The 18,286-nt window shown below is 71.4% G+C and carries 14 protein-coding genes; 2 read left to right on the top strand and 12 right to left on the bottom strand.

All coding sequences use genetic code 11. The annotated features are described in order from the left end of the window. Nucleotides 1-149: 149 nt before the first annotated feature. The 10 genes from EES42_RS37690 to EES42_RS37645 all read right to left on the bottom strand — a co-directional run bounded on the left by EES42_RS37690 (nucleotide 150) and on the right by EES42_RS37645 (nucleotide 13,850). Nucleotides 150-1,715, bottom strand: coding sequence for an APC family permease (locus EES42_RS37690; protein WP_124722718.1), 1,566 nt, complete (start codon nucleotides 1,713-1,715; stop codon nucleotides 150-152). Nucleotides 1,716-1,962: 247 nt separating this feature from the next. After that, complete coding sequence (locus EES42_RS37685; protein ID WP_124722717.1) at nucleotides 1,963-3,429, bottom strand: aldehyde dehydrogenase family protein; 1,467 nt, start codon at nucleotides 3,427-3,429, stop codon at nucleotides 1,963-1,965. Beyond that, complete coding sequence (locus tag EES42_RS37680) at nucleotides 3,426-5,165, bottom strand: N-acyl-D-amino-acid deacylase family protein (RefSeq protein WP_124722716.1); 1,740 nt, start codon at nucleotides 5,163-5,165, stop codon at nucleotides 3,426-3,428. Before EES42_RS37680 ends, EES42_RS37685 begins: the two co-directional genes overlap by 4 nt. A gap of 164 nt (nucleotides 5,166-5,329) precedes the next feature. After that, nucleotides 5,330-6,451, bottom strand: a complete 1,122-nt coding sequence (locus EES42_RS37675; protein WP_124722715.1) for an LLM class flavin-dependent oxidoreductase — start codon at nucleotides 6,449-6,451, stop codon at nucleotides 5,330-5,332. Nucleotides 6,452-6,559: 108 nt separating this feature from the next. After that, nucleotides 6,560-7,357, bottom strand: a complete 798-nt coding sequence (locus EES42_RS37670) for an SDR family NAD(P)-dependent oxidoreductase (RefSeq protein WP_124722714.1) — start codon at nucleotides 7,355-7,357, stop codon at nucleotides 6,560-6,562. A 10-nt stretch (nucleotides 7,358-7,367) separates the two neighbouring features. Beyond that, a complete protein-coding gene (locus EES42_RS37665) occupies nucleotides 7,368-8,312 on the bottom strand; it encodes an LLM class F420-dependent oxidoreductase (RefSeq protein ID WP_124722713.1) in 945 nt (314 codons plus the stop codon). A gap of 144 nt (nucleotides 8,313-8,456) precedes the next feature. Beyond that, nucleotides 8,457-8,960, bottom strand: coding sequence for a hypothetical protein (locus EES42_RS46840; RefSeq protein WP_241196851.1), 504 nt, complete (start codon nucleotides 8,958-8,960; stop codon nucleotides 8,457-8,459). 149 nt (nucleotides 8,961-9,109) lie between these two features. After that, nucleotides 9,110-9,973, bottom strand: a complete 864-nt coding sequence (locus EES42_RS37655) for an isocitrate lyase/PEP mutase family protein (protein WP_124722712.1) — start codon at nucleotides 9,971-9,973, stop codon at nucleotides 9,110-9,112. A gap of 576 nt (nucleotides 9,974-10,549) precedes the next feature. Continuing rightward, entirely contained in the window at nucleotides 10,550-12,457 is a 1,908-nt protein-coding gene (locus EES42_RS37650; protein WP_124722711.1) for an AMP-dependent synthetase/ligase, read from the bottom strand. A 124-nt stretch (nucleotides 12,458-12,581) separates the two neighbouring features. Continuing rightward, nucleotides 12,582-13,850, bottom strand: a complete 1,269-nt coding sequence (locus EES42_RS37645) for an acetyl-CoA C-acetyltransferase (protein WP_206433792.1) — start codon at nucleotides 13,848-13,850, stop codon at nucleotides 12,582-12,584. A 71-nt stretch (nucleotides 13,851-13,921) separates the two neighbouring features. Between EES42_RS37645 and EES42_RS37640 the strand changes: the two genes are divergently transcribed. Both EES42_RS37640 and EES42_RS37635 read left to right on the top strand, forming a co-directional pair. Next, entirely contained in the window at nucleotides 13,922-15,241 is a 1,320-nt protein-coding gene (locus EES42_RS37640; protein WP_124722709.1) for a 3-oxoacyl-ACP reductase, read from the top strand. A gap of 2 nt (nucleotides 15,242-15,243) precedes the next feature. Then, nucleotides 15,244-16,137: a MaoC/PaaZ C-terminal domain-containing protein gene (locus EES42_RS37635; protein WP_124723005.1), complete on the top strand. Its 894-nt coding sequence runs from the start codon at nucleotides 15,244-15,246 to the stop codon at nucleotides 16,135-16,137. On the opposite strand, the gene EES42_RS37630 is transcribed toward EES42_RS37635, so the two are convergent. Further along, on the bottom strand, nucleotides 16,079-16,720 hold the full coding sequence (locus tag EES42_RS37630) for a TetR/AcrR family transcriptional regulator (protein WP_124723004.1): 642 nt from the start codon (nucleotides 16,718-16,720) through the stop codon (nucleotides 16,079-16,081). The genes EES42_RS37635 and EES42_RS37630 overlap by 59 nt on opposite strands. Nucleotides 16,721-16,860: 140 nt before the next feature. After that, the gene (locus tag EES42_RS37625) at nucleotides 16,861-18,207 is read right to left on the bottom strand and encodes a dicarboxylate/amino acid:cation symporter (RefSeq protein ID WP_124722708.1); all 1,347 of its coding nucleotides are present in this window, start codon (nucleotides 18,205-18,207) and stop codon (nucleotides 16,861-16,863) included. Nucleotides 18,208-18,286 lie beyond the last annotated feature (79 nt).

Genomic DNA, 18,286 nt, shown 5'->3' with positions numbered 1-18,286 from the left:
ACCGTGGCGCGCACTCGGGTGCGGCGGGGTACTCGCCCCGCCCGTGTGTCAGCCGTAGATCTGATACATGAAGTACATGCCGGGAACCCTAGCCCGGCCCCGTGTCCGTCCGCACGGGGTTTTTCCGCCGGGCAGGCCCCCGGACAGCCCTAGTCCTCCACGACCAGGGCCGGGGTCTCCTTGGTCAGCACCTCGCCGCGGAAGAACGCCGGGCTGCGGCGCTGCATCACCAGCATCAGCACCACGCCGAGCAGCAGCAGCCCGACGCCGATGACGAACACCGAGCCGACCCCGAAGACCGAGGAGCCGGAGCCGTAGGCCGGATCCCACATGTCGTAGAGGGTCTTGCCGAAGACCGCGGTGAGCAGGATGCCGCCGACGCCCGGGAACAGGCCCTTGAAGACCAGGTCGCGGAAGGAGCGGGTCAGGTCGGCGCGGAAGAACCAGGCGCAGGCGAACGCGGTCAGCGCGTAGTAGAAGCAGATCATGAGGCCGAGCGCGTAGATGGTGTCGACCAGGACGTGCTCGCTGACCAGGGTCATCACCGTGTAGAAGACGCCGGTCGCGACGCCCGCGGTGACCGTGGCCCGGCCCGGGGTCCGGAAGCGCGGGTGGACCCGGGAGTACGAGGCGGGCAGGGCCTCGTACGTGGACATCGCCAGCACCGTGCGGGCCACCGGGATGAAGGTGGTCTGCAGGCTCGCGGCGGCCGAGGCGAGCACCGCGACGAAGAGCAGGATGCCCAGGCCGGGGCCCATGACCGGGCCGGCGAGCGCGGCGAAGACGTTGTCCGAGGTGCCGGGGTTGGCGAGGCCGAGCCCGGAGGTGCCGGAGCCGACGGCCATCTGGGCGGCGACACCGGTCGCCAGGTAGGAGCCCACGAGCACGACCATCGCGATGAGAGCGGCCCGCCCGGGGGTCTTCTCGCTGCCGGTGGTCTCCTCGTTGGCGGTCAGACAGGCGTCCCAGCCCCAGAACATGAAGATCGACAGTGACAGGCCGGCGGTGAACGCGGCGAACGACTGCACGGCGAACGGGTTCAGCCAGGACCAGGAGAAGTCCAGCGACGAGGCGAACTCCCCGCTCCGCGACTTCTGCACGGCCATCGCCACGAACAGCGCGAGGACCACCAGCTGGAGGCCCACCAGCGCGTACTGGATGCCCTTGGTGGCCGTCATCCCCCGGTAGCTGATCGCCGTGGCGACCGCGATCAGGGCGAGGCAGGTGAGGATGTGGACGGGTTTGTTGTCGTCCAGGGCGGCGATCGAGTCGTTGCCGGTGATCTCGCCGGCCAGCAGCCAGAAGTACGAGGTGGCGACGCCGGCCAGGTTCGACAGGACGATGATCGTCGCGATGACCAGGCCCCAGCCGCACATCCAGCCGATGCGCGGGCCGAACGCCTTGACCGTCCAGGTGAACGAGGTGCCGCAGTCCGGCATGGCCTTGTTGAGCTCGCGGTACGCGAAGGCGACGAGCAGCATCGGCAGGAAGCCGGCCAGGAAGACGGCGGGCATCTGCACGCCGACCTCTCCCGCGGTGGAGCCGAGGGTGGAGGTGAGGCAGTAGACCGGGGCGACGGTGGAGATGCCGATGACGGCGCTGCCCATGAGGCCGACGGAGTTCCCGCCGAGGCCCCTGCCGCGTACGCCGCCGTCGGCCGGGGCGGTGCCCCTTACCGTGTCTCCGGCCTGTGGCCGCGCGTCCAGCTGAGTCATGAAAAGGACGATAAACGCTGCGATTTCCACATCTGGAAGGCGAGACTCCGCCGTCTCATCCTTGAATTCCAGGCAACAATACGGAAACAGGAGCGTTAATTGAAGGCTACTTGCGACTATCACCTTCCGATGCGAGGTCGAGCCTCGGTCGCAGCAGCGTACGGGAATCGCAGCACTGCCCGTTTTGGGGGCATTCAAATTTTCCCGTGGGTGTCCGCTCAGCGGACACCCACGGTCGCGTGCCGGTTCAGCCGGGCCAGACGATCGACTGGAGTTCGCTGTACGCGTGCAGGGCGTACGAGCCGACATCGCGCCCGACACCGCTCTTCTTGAACCCGCCGAACGGGGCCTCCATGTTCCGCCCGATGGTGTTCACACCGACCCCGCCGGCCCGCAGCCGCCGGGCCGCTCTGAAAGCGCGGGCCACGTCCGAGGACCAGACGTAGTCGATCAGCCCGTAGTCGCTGTCGTTGGCGAGCGCGATGCCCTCCTCCTCGTCGTCGAAGGGGACGACCACGACGACCGGTCCGAAGATCTCCTCGCGGACGACGCGCATCTCGTTGGTGCAGTCGGCGAGCAGGGTCGGGGCGACATAGAAACCGCGGTCGAGCCCGGCCGGGCGTTCGCCGCCCGTGACGACCCTCGCCCCCTCCTTCCGGCCCAGCTCGATGTACGACTCGACGCGGTCGCGATGGGCGGCCGAGATGACCGGGCCGACCACCGTGCCCCTGGCCGCCGGGTCACCCACCTTCAGATGACCGGCGTAGGCGGCGAGCTTCTCGATCAGCGCGTCATGGACATCGCGCTGGACCAGGACCCTGGTCGGGGCCGTACAGATCTGTCCGCTGTAGAAGGAGAACGTGGTGCCGATGCCCGCCGCCGCGGAGTCGAGGTCCGCGTCGTCGAGGACGAGCGCGGCGCCCTTCCCGCCCAGCTCCATCAGCTGCCGCTTCATCCCGCGCCCGCACACCTCCGCGATGCGCTGCCCGACCGCCGTGGAGCCGGTGAAGCTGACCATGTCGACGTCCGGTGAGTCGACGGCGGCCTCGCCCGCCTCCGGGCCCGACCCGGTGACGACATTGACGACGCCCGGCGGAACGCCCGCCGCTTCGAGCGCCTCGGCCATCCGGTAGACGGAGAGCGGGTCCTGCGGGGCGGGCTTCACGACGACCGTGTTGCCCATGGCCAGCGCGGGCGCCACCTTGCCCGCCGGGTTGGCCCAGGGGTTGTTGTACGAGGTGATGCAGGTGACGACGCCGACCGGCTGGCGGACGGCCAGCGCCCCGAAGACGCCCGCCCGCCCCATCGGCCCGGCCTCGTTGATCTGCGGCGTGATCGCCTCCTCGACCGGCTCCAGGGCGCCCCTGGCGTACCGGCGGAAGCGTGAGGCGCCCACGGCGACCTGCATGCCCCGGGCCGTCCCCGTGGTGGCGCCGCTCTCCGCGCGGGCGAGCGCGGCGTTGCCGTCGAGGTCGCGCAGCATCAGACCGGCCGCCCGGTCCAGGATCTCGGCCCGCTCCTCGGGACGGGTCCGGGACCAGGTGGCGAAGGCCTCCCGGGCCGCGGCCGCCGCCGCGTACACCTGCTCGCGGCTCGCCTCCGGGGCGAGGCCGACCACCTCCTCGGTGGCCGGGTCGATCACCTCGTAGTGGCCGTGGTCGGGCTCGGTCCACCGGCCGCCGATGAACAGGCGCCGCTTTCCGTCGTCGCTCATACGGTGCTCACCGTCCGGGTGTCGCGGCCGGAACGGAGCACCGTGCCGGGGACCGCGCCGGTCACCTTGTCGTCGCGCAGCGTCTCCACCCCGTTGACCCGGACCGAGACGATGCCGATGGCCCTGGAGTCGAGCCGGGGGCTGTCGCCGGGCAGGTCGTGGACGAGGGTGGCGGGCCCGGCGTCGATGCGTTCCGGGTCGAAGAGGACGAGGTCGGCGTGGAAGCCCTCCTCGATCCGGCCCCGCTCGCGGAGGCCGAAGAGCCGGGCGGGGTCGTCGGTGAGCATCTTCACCGCCCGCTCCAGGGTGACGAGCCTGCGTCCGCGCAGGCAGTCCCCGATGAACCGGGTGGTGTACGGGGCACCGCACATCCGGTCCAGGTGCGCGCCCGCGTCGGAGCCGCCGAGCATGACGTCCTCGTGCTCCCAGGTCTCGCGGCGCAGCGCCCAGGAGCCGGGGTCGTTGTCGGTGGGCATCGGCCACAGCACCGTGCGCAGCTCGTCGGCGGCGCAGATCTCGACCAGGCAGTGGAAGGGGTCCAGTCCGCGTTCGGCGGCGATGTCGCGCACCACGCGCCCGGTCAGTCCCTCGTTGGCCTCGCTGTAGGTGTCGCCGATGACGTACCGGCCGAAGTCGGCGAGGCGGCGGAAGACGCCGGCCTCCTTGCTGTCGGCGCGGCGGAGCATCTCGGCGCGGGTGCCGGCGTCACGGAGCCGTTCGATGCGCTCGGGGACGGGGAGGGCGAGGATGTCGCCCCAGCCGGGTATGAGGTTGAGGGCGCAGAAGGTGCCGAGCGACATGTTCATCGGGGTGAGGATCGGCATGGTCAGCGCGACGATCCGGCCTCCGGCCCGGCGGGCCCGTTCGCTGGGTACGAGCTGACGCGGTACGCGTTCGGGGACGGCGGCGTCGATGGTGAGGACGTTCCAGTTCAGCGGGCGTCCGGCGGTGGCGGTCATGTCGACGAGCAGCTCGATCTCCTCGTCGGCGAACTGGTCGAGGCAGCCGGCCACGATCGCTTCGAGCTGGGTGCCCTCGTGCTCGCCGACGGCCCGGGAGAGGGCGAGGAGTTCCTCGGGCAGGGCGTGCCGGGAGGCGACGGGCTGCCCGTCGCCGTCGGAGTGGGTGGCGGACTGGGTGGTGGACAGCCCCCAGGCCCCGGCGTCCATCGCGTCGTGGAACAGCGCGAGCATGGCGTCGAGCTGTTCGGGGGTGGGCTGTCCGCCGATCGCGTCGGCGCCCATGACGTGCCTGCGCAGGGCGCAGTGCCCGACCATGAACCCGGCGTTGACTGCGATCCGCCCTTCGAGGGCGTCGAGGTACTCGCGGAAGCTGGACCACGTCCAGTCCACGCCCTCCTCCAGCGCCTTGAGGGCCATGCCCTCCACCCGCGACATCATCCGGCGGGTGTAGTCGGCGTCCTCCGGGCGCCCGGGGTGCAGCGGGGCGAGCGTGAACCCGCAGTTGCCCCCGGCGACGGTGGTGACCCCGTGGTTCATGGACGGGGTGGCGTACGGATCCCAGAAGAGCTGGGCGTCGTAGTGGGTGTGCGGGTCGACGAACCCGGGCGCGAGGACCAGACCGGTGGCGTCCTCGGTGGTGACGGCCTCCTCGGTGAGCGTGCCCGGCTCGGCGACGACGGCGATGCGGCCGTCGCGGATACCGAGGTCGGCGGGGTACGAGGGCCCGCCGGTGCCGTCCACGACGGTCGCTCCGCGGATGAGGTGGTCGAGCATGACGGGGGTCCCTTCTGTGGTGGGTGGATGTGCAGCCGGGGTGCGCACGGCCGCGGTACGCACCCCGGCTCCACGGAGCGGCGGTCCGGGAAGACGCCGCTGGTCCGGTCGAACTCCTCCGGCGATCGAGGAGCGGGGGTCCGGGGGCAGCGCCCCCGAAGCCACTACGCCGCGTCGCGGAACCGCGAGGTCCGGTGCACCGGGTCCGTGTCGATCTTCGGGATCACGTGCTCACCGATCAGCTTGATCGAGTTCAGCGTGTCCTGACGGCTCACCCCGATCGGCAGCCCGAAGCTCAGCTGGTCCGCCCCCGCCTGCTCCCACCGCTTGCACTGCGCCAGCACCTCGTCCGGGTCGCCGCAGATCATCAGCTCCTCGGCGATCAGCAGCTCGATGATCTCCTCGGTGTACTCCGGGAGCAGCTCGGGCCACTCCGGGATGCCGTCCGGCCGGGGGAAGGTGTCGTGGTAGCGGAAGAGCAGCGACTGGAGGTAGTTCAGCCCGCCGCCCACCGCGATCTCGACGGCCTTGGCGTGCGTCTCGGCGCAGATGGCCGTGGAGGTGACCATGACGTTGTCGTTGACGAAGTCCCCGACGGGTTCGGCGTCCTTGACGGCCGTCTTGTAGGACTCGACGACCCACTCCATGTCGGAGACCTTCTGCACGCTGAAGCCCAGCACGCCGAGCCCCTTCCTGCCCGCCATCGCGTACGAGGACGGCGAGCCGGCCGCGTACCACATCGCCGGGTGCGACTTCCCGTACGGCTTGGGCAGGATCTTGCGCGGCGGCAGCGACCAGTGCTTGCCCTGGAAGCCGACGTACTCGTCCTGGAGCCACATCTTGGGGAACTCGGCGATGGTCTCCTCCCAGAGTTCCTTGGTGTGGTTCATGTCGGTGATGCCCGGCATGAACCCGAGGATCTCGTGGCTGCCGGCCCCGCGCCCCGAGCCGAACTCGAAGCGCCCCTCCGACAGGTGGTCGAGCATGGCGACCTTCTCGGCCACCTTCACCGGGTGGTTGACCGGGGCCAGCGGGTTGAAGATGCCCGACCCGAGGTGGATGCGGTCGGTGGCGTGCGCCAGGTATCCCAGGTACACGTCGTTGGCCGAGATGTGCGAGTACTCCTCCAGGAAGTGGTGCTCGGAGGCCCAGGCGTACTTGAAGCCGGACTTGTCCGCCTGGATGACGTACTCGGTCTCCTCGATCAGCGCCTTGTGCTCTGCCTCGGGGTCGACCTTGGCCCGTGCGGCGGGCACATACCCCTGTACAAAGAGCCCGAATTCCAAGGGGGTTCACCGTCCTCAATCGTTTCTGACACTCCGTCAGATCTTGATGCGTCCGACTGTTCCACCGGCACCGTTACCCGTCAATAGCTGACGCATCGTCAGCTACGGTCAGAACAGGCTGACGCCCGCCAGCCATCCCCCGTCGATGACGAACGGCTGTCCGGTGATGTACGAGGAGTCCTCCGAGGTCAGGAAGAGCGCCAGCGCCGCCACCTCCTCCGGCCGCCCGATCCGCCCCAACGGCACCAGCTTCCGGTACAGCTCGGCCACCGCCGCCTTGGACTCCTCCGGGTCCGCGGCCGGGTCCAGCGCCGCCGGATTGGTCATCGCGGTGTCCACGGCCCCGGGGCAGACGGCGTTGACCCGTATCCCCTTCCCGGCCAGCTCCATCGCGGCCACCCGGGTCAGGCCGAGCACCGCGTGCTTGGTGGCGGCGTAGGCGCCCACGAACGCCATGCCCGTGAGTCCGGTGTACGAGGCGGTGTTGACGATGGTCCCGCCGCCCGCGGCCCCGATCTCGGGCGCGACGTTCTTGATCCCGAGGAACGCGCCCACCTGATTGACCTGCACCACCTGCTGGAACTCCTCCAGCGGCGTGCTCACCAGCTCGTTGAACCGGAGGATCCCCGCGTTGTTGACCAGCCCGTCGATCCGGCCGAAGGCGTCCTTCGCGGCGGCGACCGCGCCCTGCCAGTCCTCCTCCCGGCTCACGTCCAGGTGGACGAAGCGGGCGGCGTCCTTCCCCAGCTCGCCCCGCAGCTCCTCGGCCAGCGCCTCGCCCTGCTCGTCGAGCACATCGGCGATCACCACCCGCGCACCCTCCGCGGCGAACAGCCGCGCCTCCTGCTCGCCCTGCCCGCGCGCCGCACCGCTGATGAGTACGGTCCGCCCGTCCAGCTTGCCCATGGCCTGACTCCTACCTGTCGAGATGGGGTGCGACCTCGGCGGCGAACGCCGCCATCTGGTCGGTCAGTTCGCTGCGGCTCCGGCTGCGGAACCGCACCTGGATCTGGTGGACGCCCATGGCCCCGTACGCGCGCAGCGACTCGGCGAGGGCCTCCGGCTTTCCGGTCAGGGTGCGCCGCCCGACGGACCAGTCCGGCTCGCCGACGTACAGCGGCTCGGTGATCGCACCGATGACGATGGGCTCCTCCACCCCGGCCGCCTCCCGCAGCTCCTTCAGCCGGGCGATCTGCGCGGGCAGCTTCTCCCGCGGATCGCCCTGCGGCAGCCAGCCGTCGCCCCGTACGGCCGCCCGGCGCACCGCCGCCGGCGAGGAGCCGCCCACCCAGACCGGCACCCGCTCCTGGGCCGGGCGCGGCAGCTGCCCGAGGCCGCCGAAGGAGAACCGCTCCCCCGTGAACTCCGGGTACTCCTGCGGGCCGAGAGCCGCCTTCAGCGCGTCGATGGTCTCGTCGAGCACCCCGCCCCGACCGTCGAAGTCCGCCCCGAGCGCCTCGAACTCCTCCGCCACGTGCCCGGCGCCGACGCCGAGGATCAGCCGGCCGCCGCTGAGGTGGTCGAGGGTGGCGTACTGCTTGGCGGTGATCAGGGGGTGCCGCAGGCCGACGACGGCGACATGACTCATCAGCAGGACCCGCTCGGTGATCCCGGCGAGGTGGGCGAGGGTGGCGACCGGGTCGTACCAGACGGTGCCCATGACCCCGGCGAGCCGCCGCGGGACCGCGACGTGGTCGCAGCTCGCCAGATAGGCGAAGCCGGTGCGGTCGGCGGTCCGGGCGATCTCGGCGAGGTCGGCCGGACCGGCCGCCGCCTCCCACCCCTCGGCGTAGATGGTGCTCTGCGACTGGATCGGCAGCTGCATCCCGTACAACAGCGGCCCGGTGGTCGATATCGGCACCGTGCGGCCTCCTCCCCGAGGGAATCTGACACACCGTCACTTGACGGGCGCGGGGGCCATCGTGATGCCTGACGCTTCATCAGGCAAGGGGCGGGGGCAGCGATGAGGCCTCCGAGGGCCGGGGAGCGGCCGCCGGAACGGGCGTCAGGGCCGGGACGGAGCGGGTGCGGCCTGCGGAGCAGTGCCCGACGGGGCGCCGACCGTGTCGCCTGCCGTTCCACCGGCCTCGTTGTCGGCGTCGCCCTCGTCGTCGTCCCCGCCGGTCGCCGCGCTCTCGGGGGCCGGCGCACTCCTCGGCGCCGCCCCGCCCTCTTCCTCCTCGTCCTCGCCCTCGCTCTCGTCGGGCGCGGCCTGGACGCCCACGCCCTGCGAGGCCGACACGTTCTGGTCGATGGCGCCCCCGCCGCCGTCGTGGTCGCTGCCCGCCGTGCCCTTGCTGAAGGGGCCCAGCACGTTGAGGGTGCGGTCCACCTCCAGCCAGGAGTCGGCGTTGGAGTTGTCGATGGTGACCAGGGACGGACCGTGGTGCGTCTCCATGCCGCCGTCGGGGGCGTCGGCCCAGGCCGCTCCGGCGGCCAACTGGCCCTGGCAGAGCGCCCCGAGGGCGACCACCAGGACCGCGCGCGCCTTCGACGAGGTGAATCCCATGTTCCCGCTCTTCCTTCTTGCTGCTTGCTTCTTGCCTGTGGTGCACAGGGCGCCGAGGCCCCGTGGTGCGCGGTGACGCACCATCGGGGCCCGGCATTCGGACGGTCCGGTGACCGGCCGGGCCGACCGCACCCGGCGCGACGTCCGGATCAGACGGTCACGGACTCACGGGCGGGGTGGTGCCTGCTGATGTTCCTCTCCAGCAGTTCCGTCGAGCGCTGCACCCCGATCCCCTCGGAGGGCACGAACTCGGGGAGCCGGCCGTCGGACCGCTTGAGGTCCGTCAGCGCGCTGTCGATGGCCGCGTGCGCGGCGAAGAGACAGGGCGTGCTGTAGATGGCCACCTGGCAGTCCAGGTCGGTGAGTTCGGAGAGCGAGAGCCTGGGCGACTTGCCGCCCGCGATCTGGTTGAAGAGCAGCGGCTTGTCGCCGACCACTTCCCGGATCCGCTTGATCCACTCGACGCTGCGCACCCCGTCGACCAGGACGACATCGGCGTCCGTCGCGGCCAGCGCCTCCGCGCGGCGCAGGATGTCCGACTCCTCCGTGGCGTCCGTGCGGGCCACGACCACCAGGTCCCGCCTGCTCTCCAGTACGAGGTTGAGCTTCTCCAGGTACTCCTCCAGCGGCAGCACCTGCTTGCCGTCCGCGTGGCCGCACCTGCGCGGGCGCTTCTGGTCCTCCAGGATCACGCCGGAGGCGCCGATCCGCTCCAGCCGCTGCACCACGTGGCAGGCCACCTCGGGGTCGACATAGCCGTCGTCGATGTCCACCAGCAGGTGGTGGGTGGGGAAGGCCAGCCGCAGCCGCTCCACGAAGGCCACCATGTCCGGCCAGGCGATGAAGCCGATGTCGGGGAGCCCGTAGTGCGAGGCGGCGAAGCCGAAGCCGGACACGAAGAACCCGTCGTAGTGCCGGGCCACTACGGAAGCCGAGTACATGTCGTAAATACCGATGAGCGGAGTAGTTCCCGGGGACCGGACTTCGTCCCTCAGCGCAGTTCCGTAACTCACAGCGTCTCTCCTTGACCAATGGATGAACGGGTGTCGAGCGATGTCGTCCCGGTTGCTGCGGGCTCAGTCGATACCGGCCCCCGAGTCTCTGATGGCGCGGGTGCGGGAACACCGCGCGCGGACTCGCCCACCAAAATGAGGCAGCGGCATTCCAGCCGCCCGCACAGGACACAAAAAGCTGTCCTCTTGCGAAGACGCGTATATCTATACAGCCATGACCGTGTCTTTACCCAGGGACGCGCCGCTTTTTACCTTGTGTACGAGGCTTCTCGGGTGTGCGCCGGGGGCTTGTTGGAGGCGCACGGAATCCGGCGGTTGCTTCCATTCGGATCATCCGAAACAACAACTCGGGAAAGCGCCGAATGCCCTGCGTACACGCCGTGTTGACGTTCTACGGGATCGCCGGCGCGACAGCACGGAAGAGCGCCGTCCGGCGTTTCGCCGCACCGCTTCAGCAGTAACGTTCCACCCTTCCGGGGAACGCCGACGACAGGCCTACCGGTCGAACTGTTCGAGCAGGCGCTCCACATAGTTTTCCAGGTGCTCCATAAGCACCGCGAGCGGTTCCGGCATCGCTCACTTCCGGTACAGCGCCTCGATCTCCGCCTCGAAGTCCTGGGCGATCGCGGCCCGCTTCAGCTTCAGCGAGGGCGTCAGATGGCCGCTCTCCTCGGTGAAGTCCACGGGCAGGACGGCGAATTTACGGATCGACTCCGCGCGGGAGACCAGCCGGTTGGCCTCGTCGACGGCGCGTTGCAGCGCGGTGCGCAGCTCCTCGTCGTCGACGAGTTCCCGCATCGGCACGTTCTGCTTCTTCTTCATCTGCCGCCAGTGGGCGAGCCCGTCGGGCTCCAGGGTGATCAGGGCGGTGATGAAGGAGCGGTTGTCGCCGACCACCATGCACTGGCTGACCAGGGGGTGGGCGCGCAGCCAGTCCTCCAGGGGTGCCGGGGTGACGTTCTTGCCGCCGGAGGTGATGATGATGTCCTTCTTGCGGCCGGTGATCGTGAGGTAGCCGTCCTCGTCGAGCGCGCCCAGGTCCCCGGTGGCGAACCAGCCGCCCTCCTGCACGGGCACCGGCCGGCCCTGTTCGGCGTCCCAGTAGCCCTGGCACACCTGACCGCCGCCGAGCAGCACCTCGCCGTCGTCCGCGATCCGCACGGCGGTGCCGGGCAGCGGCCAGCCGACGGTGCCCAGGCGCGGCTTGAGCGGCGGGGTGACGGTGGCGGCGGCGGTGGTCTCGGTCAGGCCGTAGCCCTCGAAGATCTCGATGCCCGCGCCCGCGTAGAACGCCGCGAGCCGGTGGCCGAGCGGGGAGCCGCCGCAGATCGCGTACCGGACATGGCCGCCGAGCGCGGCCCGGATCCGGCGGTAGACCAGCGGGTCATACAGCGCGCGGGCGGCCCGCAGGCCCAGCCCCGGGCCGGGGCCGGTGCCGTGCTCGGCGGCCTCGACGGCCTCCCCGTACCGCTGGGCGATCCGCGCGGCGCGGTCGAAGGACGAGGCGCGGCCCATCTTCTCGGCGGTGGCGCGGCCGGTGTTGTAGACCTTCTCCAGCACGTACGGGATGGCCAGCAGGAACGTCGGCTTGAACCCCGCCAGGTCGGCGAGCAGGTCCTCGGTCTGTATGGACGGGGCATGACCGAGGCGGACCCGGGCACGCAGGCAGCCGATCGCGACCATCCGTCCGAAGACATGGGAGAGCGGGAGGAAGAGCAGGGTTGAGGCGGGATCCTCGCTGACCGACTTGAAGACCGGGTGGAGCAGCTCGATCGCGTTGTCGACCTCGGCGAAGAAGTTGCCGTGGCTGAGCACACAGCCCTTTGGGCGGCCGGTGGTGCCGGAGGTGTAGATGAGGGTGGCGGGGGTCTCCGGCTCCAGCGTGGCGCGGCGGGCGGCGACGGTGTCGTCGGAAACGTCCCGGCCGAGGGTCTTCAGCCGGCCGAGCGCCCCCGTGTCGAACTGCCACAGATGGGCGAGATCGCCGAGCTGCTTGCGTTCCTGGCTGATCAGCCGGCCCTGGTCCGCGGTCTCGACGGCGCACGCGACGGCGCCGGAGTCCTGGAGTATCCAGCGGGTCTGGAAGGCGGAGGAGGTGGGGTAGATGGGGACGGTGACGAGCCCGGCGGCCCAGGCCGCGAAGTCGAGCAGGGTCCACTCGTAGGTGGTACGGGCCATGATCGCGATCCGGTCGCCGGCGCCGAGGCCCTCCGCGATGAGCCCCTTGGCGACGGCGAGCACCTCGTCGGCGAAGTCCGCCGCGCTCACGTCCCGCCAGCCGCCGTCCGGCTGCTTGCGGCTGAGCACGGCGTCGGCGGGGGCCTCGCGGGCGTTGTCGAACGGGATCTCGGCGAGCGAGCCGCGGCGGACGGGCGGCGCGGCCGGCGGTACGGAGACCTGTCGCACCGAGCCGTCGGCTGCCCTGACTTTCGTCGGCTCGACAAGAACGGGGACGGCGGCGGGGGCGGTGGGTGGCGTGGACACGTGCGGCTCCTCAACGTGGGGTCGGGTGATCTCGCCGGGTCCGTCCGGCGGCCGGTGCGTATGAGGCGTCAGAGGCGTGGCGGACGCCAGGGCGCGGGAGGACGTCCGGGGGAACGGGAGGGTGTCAGGGGCGTTCGAGGATGGCCGTGACGCCCTGGCCGCCCGCCGCGCAGATCGAGATCAGGCCCCGGGACGGTCCGTCGCGCTCCGCCAGGAGCTTGGCGAGGGTGGCGACGATCCGGGCGCCGGTCGCGGCGAACGGATGGCCGGTGGCGAGCGAGGATCCGGCGACGTTGAGCCGGTCCCGGTCGACCGGGGCCAGGCCCTGCTTCTCCCAGGCCGCGAGGGTGGCCAGCACCTGGGAGGCGAAAGCCTGGTGGATCTCGAACAGGTCGAAGTCCTCGATGGTGAGCCCGGCGCGCTCCAGCATGCGCGGTACGGCGTACGCCGGGGCCATCAGGAGCCCGTCGTCGCCGGTCACGTGGTCCACGGCGGCCGTCTCGTACAGGGAGAGGTGGGCGAGCGGCTCCAGGCCGTGCGCGCGGGCCCACTCCTCGCTCGCCAGCAGTACGGTCGCGGCGCCGTCGGTGAGCGGGGTGGAGTTGCCCGCGGTCATCGTCGCGTCGGGGTGGTCGGTGCCGAACACCGGCTTCAGCGTGGCGAGTTTCGCCGCCGTGGAGCCGGGGCGGAGGTTCTGGTCACGGGTCAGACCCTGGAACGGGACCACGAGGTCGTCCAGGAAGCCGCGCTCGTACGCGGCCGCGAGCCGCTGGTGGCTGGTGGCGGCGAGGAGGTCCTGGTCCTCGCGGGTGATGCCCCACCGGCGGGCGGTGACCGCCGCGTGCTCGCCCATCGAGAGGCCGGTGCGGGGTTCCGCGTTGCGCGGCATGTCCGGGACGAGGTGCCGGGGGCGTACACCCGCGAGCGCCTTGATCCTGGCCCCCGCCGACTTCGCCCGCCGGGCGTCGAGCAGCAGCCCGCGCAGCTCGTCGTTGACGCCGAGGGGCGCGTCGCTGGTGGTGTCGGTGCCGCCCGCGATCGCCGAGTCGACCGCCCCGAGCATGATCTTGTTCGCGGCGGCGACGACCGCCTGGAGGCCGGTGCCGCACGCCTGCTGGATGTCGTACGCGGGGGTGCGCGGGTCGAGCGCCGAGCCGAGCACGGTCTCCCGGGCCAGGTTGAAGTCGCGGCTGTGCTTGAGCACGGCGCCCGCGACGAACTCGCCGACCAGCTCCCCCCGGAGCCCGAACCGCTCGACCAGGCCGTCCAGCGCGGCCGTGAGCAGCTGCTGGTTGGAGGAGTGCGCGTACGGGCCGTCGGAGCGCGCGAACGGAACGCGGCTGCCGCCGATGACCGCGACCCTGCGGGGCTGCGGGAGTTCGAGGGGGATCATCTCGACCAGCTCCTGACTCTTGAGTAACCTTACTCCAGAGTAAATCTACGACCGAGCAGGGAGTCTGGACAATGGCCGACCGCTATCTGCACTTCACCGGCACAGCACCCGGCCGATTTCTCACCCGGAGGCTCGGACTCCCGCAGCCCGCCCCGCTGCGCCGCTGGTCACCGAGGACCCCGACGCTGGACGGCCCGCTGCTGCACCTCACCGCCGGGGACTCCGCGGCCACCGGAGAACTCGGCGCGCTCCTCGCCGCCACCGGCCTCGAAGTCACCGCGAGCACCGAACGCCCCGCCGGGATCGTGCTGGACGCGACGGCCGTCGACACCCCCGGCAAGCTGTCCGGGGTCCACGCGGCGCTGCACCCGGTGGTCCGTTCCCTCGCCCCGGGCGGGCGCGTCGTGGTGCTGGGGGTGCGGCCGTCGGCCGACGACCACCATCAGGCCGCCGCCCAGCAGGCGCTGGAGGGGTTCGTACGCTCGCTGGGCAAGGAGATCGGCAGGGGCGCCACCGTACAACTGCTCCGCGTCTCCCTGGAAGCCGTCGGCGCGGCCGAATCCACCCTGCGTTTCCTGCTCTCGCCCCGCTCCGCGTACATCAGCGGCCAGGTGATCGAGCTGACCGCCGCCGCCCCCGGCCCGGTCGCCGACTGGACGGCCCCGCTCGCCGGGCGCACCGCCCTGGTCACCGGCGCGGCGCGCGGCATCGGCGCCTCGGTCGCCTCGGTGCTGGCCCGCGACGGCGCCCGGGTGATCTGCCTGGACGTCCCGCGGACCGGGGACGAGCTGACCCGGACCGCCGACGCGCTCGGCGCCACCGCGCTGCCGCTGGACATCACCGCCGACGACGCCGCGGAGCGGATCGCCGCCGCGGCCCCCGGCGGCCTCGACGTCCTCGTCCACAACGCGGGCATCACCCGCGACCGCCGCCTCGCCAACATGCCGGCCGAACGCTGGGCCTCGGTCGTCGACGTGAACCTCGACAGCGTGCTGCGCACCACCGACGCCCTGCTGAAGGCGGGCACCGTCAACCGCGGCGGCCGGATCGTCGCCACCGCGTCCATCGCCGGCATCGCGGGCAACAACGGCCAGACGAACTACGCGGCCAGCAAGGCGGGCATCATCGGGCTGGTCCGCGCACTGGCCCCGCGCGCCGCCGCCGACCACGACGTCACGGTCAACGCGGTGGCCCCCGGCTTCATCGAGACGAAGATGACCGCGGCCGTCCCCCTCCTCATCCGGGAGGCGGGCCGCCGGATGAACTCCCTCGCCCAGGGCGGCCTCCCGGTCGACGTCGCCGAGACGACCGCCTGGTTCGCCCAGCCCGCCTCGACCGCCGTCAACGGCCAGGTCGTACGGGTCTGCGGCCAGAGCCTGCTGGGGGCGTGACCGTGCCGAGCCTGAACGCGGCACTCGTGCGGGGCGCCGTCACCTCCCCGTTCAAGCGGGCCGGCCGCCCCGGCGCCACCCTGCCCGCCGACCGGGCCGTGCTGCCGGCCGCGCCGATCGCGGCCGGGCCGCTCGCCTCGTACCGCCGGATCTGCGGCTTCACCGAGCCGGACACCCTGCCGCTCACCTATCCGCATGTGCTGGGGTTTCCGCTCGCCATGCGGCTGATGACCGCCCGGAGGTTCCCGCTGCCGGTCGTCGGCCTCGTCCACACCTGGATCGAGATCACCCGGCACCGGACGCTGCACCCCGCGGACCGGCCCGAACTCACGGTGTACGCCGAGAGCCTGGCACCGCACCGGCGCGGCACCGAGGTCACGATGGTCACCGAGGCGCGGCTGGCGGGTGAGCCGGTCTGGGAGTCCCGCAGCGGCTATCTGTCCCGGCACGAAACGCACACCGGCCCCGTTCCGACGACGCGCACCGGCCCCGCCCCGGCGGACACCGGCCCTGCCCCGACGCACACCACCCCGGTACCGGAACTGCCCGCCCTCGCCGAGTGGCGGCTGCCCGGCGATCTGGGGCGGCGCTACGGCGCCGCCTCGGGCGACCGGAACCCCATCCACCTGTATCCGCTCACCGCCCGGCTCTTCGGCTTCCCCCGGGCCATCGCCCACGGCATGTGGACCGTGGCCCGCTGCCTGGCCGAGACGCCGGAGCCCCACGGAGTCCACGGCGTACGGGCCGACTTCAGGGCCCCCGTCCTGCTGCCCGCCACCGTCACCTACGCGGCGGACGCCACCGGCTTCCAGCTGCGCTCGGCCGGCCGCCTCCACCTCACCGGCCGGATCCGCCACGCGCCGGGCCCGGCGGCTGCCAGGGACGGCCGTTCATAAGGTTCTCCAGCCCCGCCCAGGAGAAGTTCATCAGGGTGGCCGCGGCCTCCTTCGCCGAGACGCCCGGGGTCTCGTTCGCCCATCCGGCGAGCGACTCCGCGGCCCCCACCAGCGCCTGCGCGAGCCCCGACACATCGCGGTCGGGGAGCGCCGGGTCGTGGTGCGCCTCGCGCGCCGCGGCGCCGATCAGCTCCGTCACGAAAGCAACGATCTCGTCCCGCATCGCCGTCACCTCGCCGGCGAACGGCTCCCCGTGCGTACGCGCCTGGCGGTGCAGCACCGCCCAGCCGTCCGGGTGCTCCGCCGTGTGCGTGAAGAACGCCCGCAGCCCGGACCACAGTTGCCGGTCGGCCGGCAGCCCCGGCTCCGCCCCCGCCCGCACCGCCTCGACCAGCGCTTTCGCCTCCCGCCTGATGCAGGCGGTGAAGAGCTCTTCCTTGGAGTTGAGATACAGGTAGACCAGCGGCTTGGACACCCCCGCCAGCTCGGCGATCTCGTCCATCGAGGCGGCCCGGTAACCGCGCTGCCCGAAGGTCTGCACGGCGGCGTCCATCATCTGCTGCTCGCGCACGGCCCGCGGCATCCGTTTGCTCTTCACAGCACCCACGTCGACTTCCTCCCACCCCCGTGTGCCACTCCCCGGTAAGGGTACGGCGCGAGAACGCCCCCGGTCCTGCCGCGAGGCGGACCGGGGGCGCTCCTGTGTGCCGTGCTCGTGCGCGGTTACGCGGCGACCGCCACCTTCTGCGGCTCGCTCGCGCGCACCTCGTCGCCGTCGACCGGGGAGGACGTGGCCGAGTTGTACGCGTCGTGGTCGAGGATCTTCTCGCGGGCCGCGACGATCACCGGGACCAGCGCCTGGCCCGCCACGTTGGTGGCCGTGCGCATCATGTCCAGGATCGGGTCGATGGCCATGAGCAGGCCGACGCCCTCCAGCGGGAGGCCCAGCGTCGACAGGGTGAGGGTCAGCATGACCGTCGCGCCGGTGAGACCGGCGGTGGCCGCCGAACCGATCACCGAGACGAACGCGATCAGGACGTAGTCACCGACACCCAGCTGGACGTCGAAGATCTGCGCGATGAAGATCGCCGCCAGCGCCGGGTAGATCGCGGCGCAGCCGTCCATCTTGGTGGTGGCGCCGAACGGGACGGAGAAGGAGGCGTACTCCTTCGGGACGCCGAGGCGCTCGGTGACCTTCTGGGTGACCGGCATGGTGCCGACCGAGGAGCGGGAGACGAAGGCCAGCTGGATCGCCGGCCAGGCGCCCTTGAAGAACTGCACCGGGCTGAGCTTGGCGACGGTGGCGAGCAGCAGCGGGTACACGCCGAACAGCACCAGGGCGCAGCCGATGTAGACGTCGGCGGTGAACGTCGCGTACTTGCCGATCAGGTCCCAGCCGTAGTCGGCGATCGCGTAGCCGATGAGGCCGACGGTGCCGATGGGGGCGAGGCGGATGACCCACCACAGGGCCTTCTGGAGGAGCTCCAGGACGGACTCGCTGAGGGTGAGGATCGGCTGGGCCTTCTCGCCGAGCTGGAGCGCGGCGATGCCGGCGACGGCGGCCATGAAGACGATCTGGAGCACGTTCAGCTCGGTGAACGGGGTGATCACGTTGTCCGGGATGATGCCGGTCAGGAAGTCGAGCCAGGAGCCCGCGTGCTCCGGCAGCTTGCCGTCCTTCGGCGTGAGGCCGGTGCCCGAGCCCGGGTTGGTGATCAGGCCGATCGCGAGGCCGATGGCGACCGAGATCAGCGAGGTGATCATGAACCAGAGCAGGGTGCGGGTGGCCAGCCGGGCGGCGTTGTTGACCTTGCGCAGGTTGGTGATCGACACCAGGATCGCGAAGAAGACGAGGGGCGCGACGGCCAGCTTCAGCAGCTGGACGAAGATGTGGCCGACCTTGTCGAGCGTGGTGTAGAGCCAGCCGATGTCGTACGTACGCGTGAGCCAGCCGAGTACGACACCGAGGACGAGGCCGGCGACTATCTGGGCCCAGAACGGGACCTTGGGTATACGGAAACCGGAGCCGGACGGACTGCCGGCAGCGGTGGACGCGGGGTTCGCGGACACGGACACACTCCAGATGTGACGCATCGGGGCGCACGGGGACGGCTGTGCGGGGGACGGGGGGTGCGGCGCCCGCGTCAGG

It is taken from the genome of Streptomyces sp. ADI95-17 (assembly GCF_003846175.1).
Lineage (GTDB): Bacteria > Actinomycetota > Actinomycetes > Streptomycetales > Streptomycetaceae > Streptomyces > Streptomyces sanglieri.
Note: the sequence above shows the minus strand (reverse complement) of the source record. Positions and strands in the feature narration are given on the sequence as shown.